This window comes from Xanthovirga aplysinae (genome assembly GCF_009711365.1).
GTDB lineage: Bacteria > Bacteroidota > Bacteroidia > Cytophagales > Cyclobacteriaceae > Xanthovirga > Xanthovirga aplysinae.
Genome location: NZ_SMMB01001183.1, coordinates 1 through 10,558 on the forward strand (window position 1 = coordinate 1; position 10,558 = coordinate 10,558).

Below are 10,558 nucleotides of genomic sequence, written 5' to 3' on the forward strand. Positions count from 1 at the left end.
AAAGTCGTAAAAGAGGAAAAGAAGTTGGATGAAATTGTAAAGTTTTCCTTTGTAAGGAATCAGGTTGATGACGCATTATCAAAATATCAGTTCACTTTCAAAATAGAATTGATTGACGGCTCATCAATTCACTTTTTAACTATTGTGGAAGACACCAACCAAATGACTACCGAATATGCAACCTATTTAATAAATGCTTTAAACAAAGAAACATTACAAAAAAGATGGTAACAATGGCAAGTTGTCATGCTTTGGCAATGTGCCTATTTCGACGCTAAAAGTACAGAAGGCAGTGGAACCGTAAGCCGGAAAACGACAACCAATAAAACTGAATGATATGACAGATTTGCATTTTAAGAAACAAGGCAAGGGTAAATCTTTGATATTAATGCATGGTGGTGGAACAGATTTACAGGCCTGGGAATTTATTGGTCCTGAGCTTGCTAAAGAATATGAAGTCATTACTTATGATCAGCGAGGTGCTGGGCTTTCGCCTATTCCAAACGAACCAACAAATCACGTTGCTGATTTAGAATTGTTAATAAGTTCTATTGGTATTCAAAATGTAATTTTAGTGGGGCATTCATTAGGAGGGCAAATTGCCACAGATTTCACCCTAAAAAATCCTGAAATCGTTGATAAATTGATATTACTGGCACCTGGCTTGACTGGATTTGAATATGGTCCAGATTTTCAAGAAATGGCCAAGAGAATATGGGAAGTCGTTCCTGATATTGATAGAATGTTGGATATTATGTTGAATACATCTAAAGGTTATGCCATGCATATGGGTATGAATAGCCTTCAAAAAAACTTAATTGTTAAAGTACACCGGGAGAATATTGTGAAATCTCTTACATGGAAAAATCTAGAACAAGTATGGGCAGAACCACCAACAATTAACAAACTGGAGGAAATTAAATCTGAGACTCTTTTTATATTGGGCAAGGAAGATAAACAAGATTTATTCGAGATTAAGAGACTTTTTAATCAGCTACCCAATATTGAATTTGTAGATATAAAGAATGCAGACCATGCCCTAACATGGACACATCCCGCTGATATCATTGATGTTATTTCCAAATTTGTAAATGGTGACTAATTTTTTTTGAGAAAGCCAACCAATAACAGTGGGAAACTGCACTGCTTTGTCAAGGTACGAATGCCGAGGGTAAAAAAAACGGCATCCGCCCGAATCCCTTGCCAGTATTTAATAAATCTCAATACTATGAAGAAACAAAAAAACTCATTTGATCGCAGAAGTTTTATTAAAAAAACGTCTTTTCTTGCATTGGGAGCTGGCGGTCTATTGACTTTGCCACAAACCGCCTCAGCTGATCCTAAAACTAGTTCAGAGGATATAAACATTATTGGGCCAAAAGAGGGATTTACTCCTCAAATTGGAACGTTGGTATCCATGATGAATTGGATGAGAAGGGTGATTCTAAATCCAGTACAAGGAATGAGCGTTAGAGATTTAGATTACTTGATTGATGAAAAGGCCAACTCCATTGGTGCCATGTTGTGGCATTTGGCAGCAACAGAACGATTTTATCAAATCCATACTTTTGAAGGAAGGCAATGGGGTGATTGGGATGAAGAAGATAAATTAAATTGGAATACAGCTTCAAGTCTTGGAGATAAAGCTCGAAAAACGATTAAGGGTAACAACCTTAATTTCTACCTAGAGAAGTTGAAAGATGTTCGGGAAAACACGCTCAAGGAGCTTGCAAAGCGAGATGATGAGTGGTTAATGCAGGTGGATGAAGATTGGTTTTGGGGTCCTACCAACAACTATTGCAAATGGTTTCATGTATGTGAACATGAATCGAATCATAATGGGCAGATTAAGTTCATAAAAAGCAGGCTACCCTCAACAGAATAGGATAATTTAAAGGCTTGCCAGCATAAGGTAAAATGCATTGGGACTAATTTATCAAGGTCGTTAATCCCAATTTCCAACCATTTTATGGAATTGCCCTATTTCTTATTGGTTACTAGGTAAATTTAATTTTGGAGTTAGGTGTTTTACACATGGTTTTTTATCTGTATATGATGATATTATTTTGTAAGGTGAGAAAGGTGTATTAACAGCTGAAAATCCTTAGTGCAAAAATTAGCTTTTCAATTTTACGTGAAATTCGAATTAGTAACCAAATAAAAGGTGTGAATGGAATGTGAATAAAATTCACAGCTCAAGGTTAAAAGCACAATTAAAGCTATAATTTTTAACCTGGTGTTTCTCTCAACATAAAGATTACTTCAGTATTGCATTTTTGCTGTAATATTTAGGTTTTTGACTGAACGTAAATAGACCAATCATTAAAAAACTTCCCACCTCCGCGGCCGAACGTGACAACCATATGCCTTTTAAACCCAAACCAAAAATATCGGGTAACAAATACAGAAAAAATGCTATTAACACAGCCCCTTTTGACAGATTGAGTATATTAGATATATTAGGTTTACCGATAGTCTGGAAATAAGCGCCCAGAATATAATTTGGCCCAGCTACCAAAAATAGTAGAAAAAACAATCCGAACGACTCAACTGCTATATCCCGAAACCCTTGTGATTCTTTGCTTGAAAATATATCTATCAGTAGTTCAGGAAATATGAAACCTACTGAAGTTACAACCAAACCCAAAATGGTGGTAAATAACAATGAAAACTTCAGGGCTCCAAAAACCCTATTGGCTAATGATGCACCAATATTGAATGACATAATCGGTAAAACGGATACCATAGCAGCTGTAAACAACCTTAAAAAGATAAAACTGATATAGTTTACCATTCCAAATGCTGCAATAGCCATGTGGCCATATGGCACCAAGCTTTTGTTAATCATTAGCAATCCAACCGAAAAGGATATTTCGGATACAAATGTTGGAAGACCGTGATTCAAAAGCTCCTTCCATTCCTTAATTTTAAAGGTTAGGGTGAATTTTTTGATACTAAGTTTGCCTTTGCCCTTGTTAAGGTATATTATTAAATAAAGAGATGATACGAAAACGGCTACTCCAGTGGCGATTGAGGCTCCTTTAGTTCCCATAGGAATAATGATGATCAGCAAAAAATCAAGCACAATGTTGATTATAACTGCCCATAATGAAGCATTTCTTGCCACTTTCGGAGCACCATCATGACTTACTGCATTTCCCAAGATCATTCTAAGCAAAAAGAAAGGAAGCCATAGAAATCCCCAGTAGAAATAATCATAAGTGCTTTGATAAAGTGAAGCATCGTCATTGCCCACCATAAAGTAAACGATAGTTTTGGTCAAAAGGGGACCTGTAAATAGAATAATACTTCCAATTAATAAGGCATAGGATGATGTAAACTGAAATACTTCCTGGGCTTTATTAGGATTTTTAGCGCCAATGTTCTTACTGATCATAATCCCACCTCCTATGGTCAGAGGTAGAAAAAAAGCAATGTAGAAGGTAATGATTGGTCCACCAAACAATCCTACCGCAGCTACACCTTCCTCTCCCACATATCTCCCAAGTATGACCCCATCTACAATCTGATGTATGGTTACAGATAACAAACTTGTTAGGGTGGGAAGATAATACTTAAAAAACAATGGAATTATCGGATCCTTATCAAGTTGAATATTGTTTTTCATCGTATTTAATTTTTTGAGGGCCGCAAATATAATTTTTTTTCAAAATTATAAGCACTAATACGCATATAAATAATATGCGTAATCACCAATAATATGGGAGATGTTTCTAAATGGTTCCTTGAAAGTTAGCTGGGAATCCGTTAGATTAGAAAGTATAAAAAAAGTCCTGGTGCTGGTGTTGTATTAGGAACGTTAGGTCCAATTTGATGAATTATGAAATATATTCTTTTGGTAGCGCTCTGCGCACTTTTTAGTTTTAACTGCTATGCTCAGAACTTGTCAACTGAGCAAGTGGAGGAATATTATCAATTATTTTTCGATGGAGGAGTAAAAGTTGAAATGCAGAATTGGGAAAAAGATAGTCTTGAGCTTTCCTCAGGGCATTATTATAGTTTCGCTGAAAATAATGCTATGAATATTAGTTCTCCTAATATGATTCTGGGGTTTTTAATAGGAAAAGGTCTAAAAATAGAAGAAGCTTGGTACCGCAAAAATGAAAATAGTTGTGGAAGGATGATGGTAATGGTTCCAAGTAGCCTTTTAATAAAAGCCAGTGATGATTCCCAAACTGATATTTTTGAAAAACTGGGATTTAAAAAAAGTACAAATCCTTCTGTGGGTATGTGCCCCTATCTAGTTACTCATTATATATTTGAGTAAAATAAATAAGAGCACAACGGAAGCAGGATGCCATGCCTGCCCAGAGCCCAAAGCCAGTTATAAAATAGCATAATTGTTAGGAGAGCTTTTGTAGAGCACTATGAAATAAAAGCTGAGAAATGCGTAGAGTACAATTATTTGAATTTGAAGATTTTCATTGGTTTCCAAGTTCCTTTCGTTCTACCATGACGAAAATTATTGTGGTTTTTCACCAACTTTTAGGAACCAAGGAAGTAATTGCAAATTTGCTTTCCGAAATCCGTAAAAATTATGGTTATAATAGGATCGTGGATATGGGCTCTGGTTCAGGGGGGGCGATGCCAATGGTGATTGAACATTTAAACAAAGTTAATAAAGGTCCCAAAGTAGAACTTCTCCTTACCGATCTTCATCCTAATAAGAAATTTATAGATCAGTTTAACGGTAAAAACCAAGATTATATCTCCTACAGTGAAACCCCTCTTGATGCTAAGAATCTCTCCCAGGCACCAAAAGGGATGAAGACGATGATCAATAGTTTCCATCACATGCCTCCTTTTGTAGCCCGTGAAATTTTAAGAACTGCACAGGAAAATAAACAGGCGGTATTAATCTATGAAATGGGGGAAAACGTAGTTCCAGTAATTATTTGGGGGCTATTGTTACCCATTACATTGCCTATTGTAGCTTTGACCGCTATCCTTTTTGTTCCCTTTGTGAAACCTCTTAATTGGAAAGACATCTTATTTACATGGTTTATTCCAGTAGTTCCACTGTTCTATGCCTGGGATGGGCAAGCTTCTGCACCTAGGATTTATACCTTTAAGGATATAGAGGAACTTCTACCTGAAAAAAATGATGGTTATAAATGGGAGGTGAAACATGCTTTGAAGAAAAACGGAAAAAAACAGGGTTATTATATTTTAGGGTTACCTCATTTACCTTACAAATAATCAATTTTTATTTCCACTGAGGAGGGCTTTTAATTAAAATCTTATTCTAAATTATTTTGAAATGAATAGAGAATATATATCCAAAGCATCAATTGAAATTAATGCTCCAAAATCAAAAGTTTGGGAGGCATTAGTAAAACCTGAAATAGCCAAAAAATATTTCTTTGGTGCAGAAGTAATTACTGAATGGAAAGAGGGTAGTCCAATTCAATTTAAAGGAGAATTTAATGGTAATAAGTACGAAGAAAAAGGAACCCTCTTGAAGGTAAGACCGAATATTCAGCTCCAATATACGCATTGGAGTAACCTTGAAGGAATTCCTGATAAATCTGAAAATTACCGAATCTGGACTTTTGATATCATGGAAAAAGAAAGGATTACTCAGCTTACCGTATCAGAGGATAACATTCCCACGGAAAAGAAAAGAAAGCGTTCAAATGAATTTTGGAATGGAGTTTTATTAAACATTAAACAAATTCTAGAAAATTAGATAGGATTTAATATATACACTTAAACGATGAGAAGTAAGGGAAGTTTAAGATTAGATGTAAAATAGGCACTATTTCAGGTCTTTAAATTACTAATATCCCCATTATGAAATTGATAAAACTTACTGTGAAGAAATAACTAGGGGAAAAAATTTTTTTAAAAAATAACGTGTAGTAACAAAATCCAACTTACATGTGGAGCTAGCATTCAAATCCAGAATTTGAAATGCATTGGAACCTAACCTTTCCCATGAGTTCGTTCTAACAATAAAATTAAACCTATGAAAAAATTAATTAGCGTATTTATTCTATTGACTATTATCTGTTTACAGGTAAGCGCACAAAAATTTAAGGTGAGTTACTCATCCGAATTAATCCAAGAAGATTTCACAGGAAACATTATCTTATACTTATCAAAAGATAATAAATCTCCTAAGGATATTATTGTAGGTTTGCAGTTGACTCCAGTTTATAGAATTGTGGCCGATAATTTAAAGGCCGGTGAAGTTGCCCTGTTCGATGACCATTCCATATCCTATCCTGTAGAATTGTCGAATATTGAAAGAGGAGAATATTATGCCCAGGTGGTATTTGATCGTAATTTAGGAGGTCAAAGTATAGCATCGAGTGTGGGGAACATTTATTCCATTCCAGTAAAAGTAAATCTTTCAAAAGATTTTGATCATGAGTATGATTTAAAGGCTGACCAGATAATAGAGGAAGTCCCTTTTAAAGGAACAGAATTTTTGAAAGAATTAAGTGTAAGGTCAAAACTTTTAAGTGATTTTCATAAAAAGGAAATTTTCGTGAATGCGGCCGTTAGTTTACCAAAGGAATATTATGAAAATCCAGATGCCCAATATCCAGTGATTTTTTCAATCTTCGGTTTTGGTGGCAGTTATAAAACACATTCGGGAAAAGGTAAATACAAATTTACACATATTGGAGATAGCCCCGTTATTGTGGTTTATTTAGACGGAAACTGCCCAGAAGGTCATTCAACTTATGCAAATAGCGATGTTAATGGTCCCTGGGGAGATGCTTTAGTTAAGGAATTTATTCCTGCCTTAAATGAAAAATACAGAACTAACAATGCCATGTTTTTATTTGGTCATAGCAGTGGGGGATGGTCTAGTTTGTGGTTGCAAATTAATTATCCAAAAATTTTTGCGGGGACATGGTCAAGTGCCCCTGATCAAGTAGATTTTAGAAACTATCAAAATAAGAATATATACGAATCTAAAAGTATGTTCTATGATGAACAAGGAAACCTATTTTCTGACTTTACAATTGCCGGAAGGTTTCCAATTGTAAGCTCTAAAGATTTTTATAGAATTGAAAAGGTTATTTATAGAGGAACTCAAATGAATTCCTTTGATGCTGTTTTTGGTGGTTATGATCAAAAGGGAAATAGAATTAGGCTGGTAAATCTACCAAGTGGAGAAATTAATTCCAATGCACTTCCCCTTTGGAAACGATTTGATATCTCCCTCCTGTTAAGAGAGAATTGGGATGATCTAAAGGATGATTTGGAGGGAAAGATCCGAGTTTCAATAGGTGAAAGTGATAATTTTCATTTGCAACATTCTGTCCATTTGTTAGATAATGAAATGAAAAAGCTGATTGCAGATATTGAATTTGGATATTTTCCTGGTGATCATTTTACAGTTTTTACTAAGGAGTACCAGAAAAGAGGCCAAGAATTTTTGGAAAAATGTTATAAAAATTGGTTGGATGAAAATATATAGTGAGCACTAATTTCCCTGGTTCCCACCCACAATACCACTGGTTCATAATGTTGGGTTCAATATCTTTTTTTGGGGGATTTGTCCTTACCCAATCATGTATTATTATAGCTATTTGAAGAACTCCCATGCACTTTCACCCAAAAGGATGAGAAAGTAAGAATGGGGATTCTGAAAGTCTTTGGAATGAATTTTAAATCTGAAGAATTCTGCCACAGAATTAAGTCCTCAAAATGGTATTAGATTAACGAATATTTAAGTATAATAATGATTCGTGGTGATTTTACCTTATTGGAAAAGAAAATGCATAATGATGTCTTTGAAGGAGATTTCTTGAATAATACATCTATGAAATTGTATGTTCAGAATTTTGAAACCATCTATACCAAAGAAGGGATTTTCTCTAGGAGAAATTCTAATCCGCCTAAACTGAACTCAAAACACGATCTGAAAAAGAGATAGAGGATTAATTCCAAAAGAAAATATTGTAGTTCTTAGTTTTGAAGAACCTAAGAAGGGGGTGAAGTATAAAATTGACTTCAAATTTGTCCTGGGAGAAAAACTTTATTATGACTTAAGGTAAAAACCAGTTCCCCTTCTCTTACACCATCCTCTTTCCTAGGATCTAGGAAAGAGGATGATTAGTATAAGAAAATGAGGTTTTCAACTCAATGTACTATTGTTGTGGCAACTCTACAACGACTAATTCATTGCCATAAAGATCAAAACAATGAAAGAATTTATATTCGGGGGTTATTACCGGTTCCGTTTTGATTTTCGCTGAATTGTTCTTTATTCTTTCATACAATTCCATTAGAGAATTGGTATAAATCACCATAGTAGGCTGGTCACTGGTTTGTTTTCCAATCTGTTTTATTTGTTCTTTACCCTCAGCTTTTAAAAACCAAATACCTATAGCATTTGAAGCCTCTGTGCCAACATGAAGGAAGCGTTGCCCGACATCAGTGGTAAGGTCAAATAACTTTTTAAAACCGAAATTCTTATGGTAAAAAGCATAGGCTTCTTCATAGTCCTCTACCAGGAGTACTATCCTTCCAATGTGATTTTTTGTCATTTTTGTTTAAAGTTAAAAGTGAAATTTAATTTTGATTTAGGTAATTCCTCTGGGCCTTTCCTTTTAAAAATTGGTGGGCTTCTGGGTCTAAAGGATTTTGCCAATTATAACCGATCTTTTTCCATTGAAGGGTATAAGACCCAAGTTCAAGACATTCAATATATTCTTTGCCGCATACAATGAAGTCGTTCCAAAAATAAAGTAAATAGCCTCCATTTTGTTGGAAATAGGCCTCTGCTTCATTATAGTTCCTAAACCAACCGTGAACGAAAGCAATCCCTGAGGGTTTGTAAAGGCAGTCTTTTTCCACCACCTCTTGTTTTAATTCGGCCCAATTTTTAAAGCCTTTTTCAAGAGCAATAAGAAAATAGGCGTCTTTTAACTTCACCTTATCGGAGTGCTTTAGTAAGTAATCTACCGTTTCATTTGAAAAATAAGGAATTTGGAGAAAGCGAGCGGCAACTTCCTCTGCTTCTTGGGAAAAATTGGTCTTGAATTCTTTAAGCAGAATGGTGGCTTGAACTTTTAGTTCCCTTAGCCTAACTGGTGTTAAACTGTCCATATAATTTCTTTTATCGCCAACCTCCCACCTCCTGGCTGAAATTAAATAAACAACTTATATGTGAGTCGAAAAAAAGGGTGAATTGATCTTTTGTGGGAAGTAGGTGTCCCTTTACAACCTTGGTTAAAGGTAAAAAAAATATTTTTATTTACAAAAAGCCTACAAAATAGTGAGTATTACATTACCCTTAGGCCCCAAGACATTAACTATGGAATGAGATTACGGAAGGTTCGTAAACTAAGGGTTAATAAGAAATCTACTTCGATAAAAAGGGCTCGTAATTGAGTGCAAATCAAAATCTTTAGTGGAAAATGTTTTAAGTTAAATGTTGAAAATCTTTATTATTTTTATGCTATGGTTACAGCTCATAAATCCATCGAATTATTTGGTAAACCCTTATTCACTTGGATCACTGCTAAGACTCCAATAGGGGATGGACTACCATTACCCTCTGAAGCCTGTTTTGCATATATCCGGGACGGAAGCAATCAGACGGTGTTGGGACCTAATCAGGTTAGAATTCAAAAGGGACAAAGTATTCTGTCCCTATGTGGGAAAACCGTAGGCCAAATGATTGCTAAGCAAGAGGAAGGCCACATTGATACCATCGTTGTTCATTTCCACCGTGACCTCCTACTGAAAATTTATGATAATAGTCCTCCACCATTTTGGAAAGAGCTTGATACTCCTGTGACTCAATACATTGTTCAAGTGGCAGCTACTGAATTGGTGAAAAATTACTTTGATACCATTACTCCCCTTTTTTATAATAAGGCGGCAGTATCAGAGGATCTACTAATTCTTAAATTAAAGGAAATAATTCTTCTCCTCTTGCAGACGGAAAGATCTTATCAAATCATACAAATAATGAGAAGTTTGTTCTCGGAAAGAACATTTAGTTTTAAGGAGGTAATTGATGCCAATATTTGTCATCCCCGATCTATTGAGGAGTTGGCCCAATTGACTAATCATAGCCTTTCTTCATTTAAACGAGAATTTAAGAAAATTTATAATGCCACACCCGCAGTTTATATCCTTGATAAACGAGCTGAAAAAGTAGCAGAATTGTTGAAGCTTTCAGATGAGAGCATTAGCAGCATTGGTTACCATTGTGGATTTACCAGCCCTTCACACCTTTCAAGAGTTTTTAAAAATAAATATGGAGTTACCCCCAAGGAATTTCGATTGAGCCTCTCAGATTAGAAAATGGACTTTTTATGAAATCTTTTGCTTTGGTTTTTTCCGAATTTTGAAAATATCGGTAAAAGCAAAAATGATGAAGATAAACGTCTTGATTGCAAAAGAATATGGAGTTCAGGAAATGGATGATTCTTTGAAATCACTATTTCCCTTACTTGCTGGGAAAAGAGATTTTGGGGTTAGGTATCAAGGAAATTTAATTTGGCCCAGGTGTAAAAGCTTTGATCGTTTTCAGGAGTGAAGTATGATTGTCCTGTTTCCATATTCA

At 35.1% G+C, this 10,558-nt stretch carries 11 protein-coding genes; 8 read left to right on the top strand and 3 right to left on the bottom strand.

The genetic code is table 11. The features are described 5' to 3' along the window. The 3 genes from E1171_RS23905 to E1171_RS15860 all read left to right on the top strand — a co-directional run. A partial coding sequence (locus E1171_RS23905; RefSeq protein WP_187696496.1) for a hypothetical protein occupies nt 1-231 on the top strand: 231 nt, incomplete at its 5' end. 106 nt (nt 232-337) lie between these two features. After that, on the top strand, nt 338-1,102 hold the full coding sequence (locus E1171_RS15855) for an alpha/beta fold hydrolase (RefSeq protein ID WP_155207028.1): 765 nt from the start codon (nt 338-340) through the stop codon (nt 1,100-1,102). A 126-nt stretch (nt 1,103-1,228) separates the two neighbouring features. Beyond that, complete coding sequence (locus tag E1171_RS15860) at nt 1,229-1,885, top strand: DinB family protein (protein WP_155207029.1); 657 nt, start codon at nt 1,229-1,231, stop codon at nt 1,883-1,885. Between the two features lie 372 nt (nt 1,886-2,257). On the opposite strand, the gene E1171_RS15865 is transcribed toward E1171_RS15860, so the two are convergent. Then, nucleotides 2,258-3,628 carry an MATE family efflux transporter gene (locus E1171_RS15865; RefSeq protein ID WP_155207030.1) on the bottom strand — a complete coding sequence of 457 codons (1,371 nt, stop codon included), beginning with the start codon at nt 3,626-3,628 and terminating at the stop codon, nt 2,258-2,260. 213 nt (nt 3,629-3,841) lie between these two features. On the opposite strand from E1171_RS15865, the gene E1171_RS15870 reads away from it, so the two are divergent. From E1171_RS15870 to E1171_RS15885, 4 genes are all read left to right on the top strand, one after another. After that, nucleotides 3,842-4,288, top strand: a complete 447-nt coding sequence (locus E1171_RS15870) for a hypothetical protein (protein ID WP_155207031.1) — start codon at nt 3,842-3,844, stop codon at nt 4,286-4,288. A 119-nt stretch (nt 4,289-4,407) separates the two neighbouring features. Then, nucleotides 4,408-5,220 (top strand): hypothetical protein, encoded by an 813-nt coding sequence (locus E1171_RS15875; protein ID WP_155207032.1) that lies wholly within the window; start codon nt 4,408-4,410, stop codon nt 5,218-5,220. A gap of 61 nt (nt 5,221-5,281) precedes the next feature. Then, nucleotides 5,282-5,710, top strand: coding sequence for an SRPBCC domain-containing protein (locus E1171_RS15880; protein WP_155207033.1), 429 nt, complete (start codon nt 5,282-5,284; stop codon nt 5,708-5,710). A 279-nt stretch (nt 5,711-5,989) separates the two neighbouring features. Further along, on the top strand, nt 5,990-7,456 hold the full coding sequence (locus E1171_RS15885) for an alpha/beta hydrolase-fold protein (RefSeq protein ID WP_155207034.1): 1,467 nt from the start codon (nt 5,990-5,992) through the stop codon (nt 7,454-7,456). Nucleotides 7,457-8,129: 673 nt separating this feature from the next. On the opposite strand, the gene E1171_RS15890 is transcribed toward E1171_RS15885, so the two are convergent. Together E1171_RS15890 and E1171_RS15895 are read right to left on the bottom strand one after the other, a co-directional pair. Further along, on the bottom strand, nt 8,130-8,528 hold the full coding sequence (locus E1171_RS15890) for a VOC family protein (RefSeq protein WP_155207035.1): 399 nt from the start codon (nt 8,526-8,528) through the stop codon (nt 8,130-8,132). Nucleotides 8,529-8,553: 25 nt separating this feature from the next. Continuing rightward, on the bottom strand, nt 8,554-9,090 hold the full coding sequence (locus E1171_RS15895; RefSeq protein WP_155207036.1) for a hypothetical protein: 537 nt from the start codon (nt 9,088-9,090) through the stop codon (nt 8,554-8,556). Nucleotides 9,091-9,375: 285 nt separating this feature from the next. On the opposite strand from E1171_RS15895, the gene E1171_RS24775 reads away from it, so the two are divergent. Beyond that, entirely contained in the window at nt 9,376-10,293 is a 918-nt protein-coding gene (locus E1171_RS24775; protein WP_155207037.1) for an AraC family transcriptional regulator, read from the top strand. Nucleotides 10,294-10,558 lie beyond the last annotated feature (265 nt).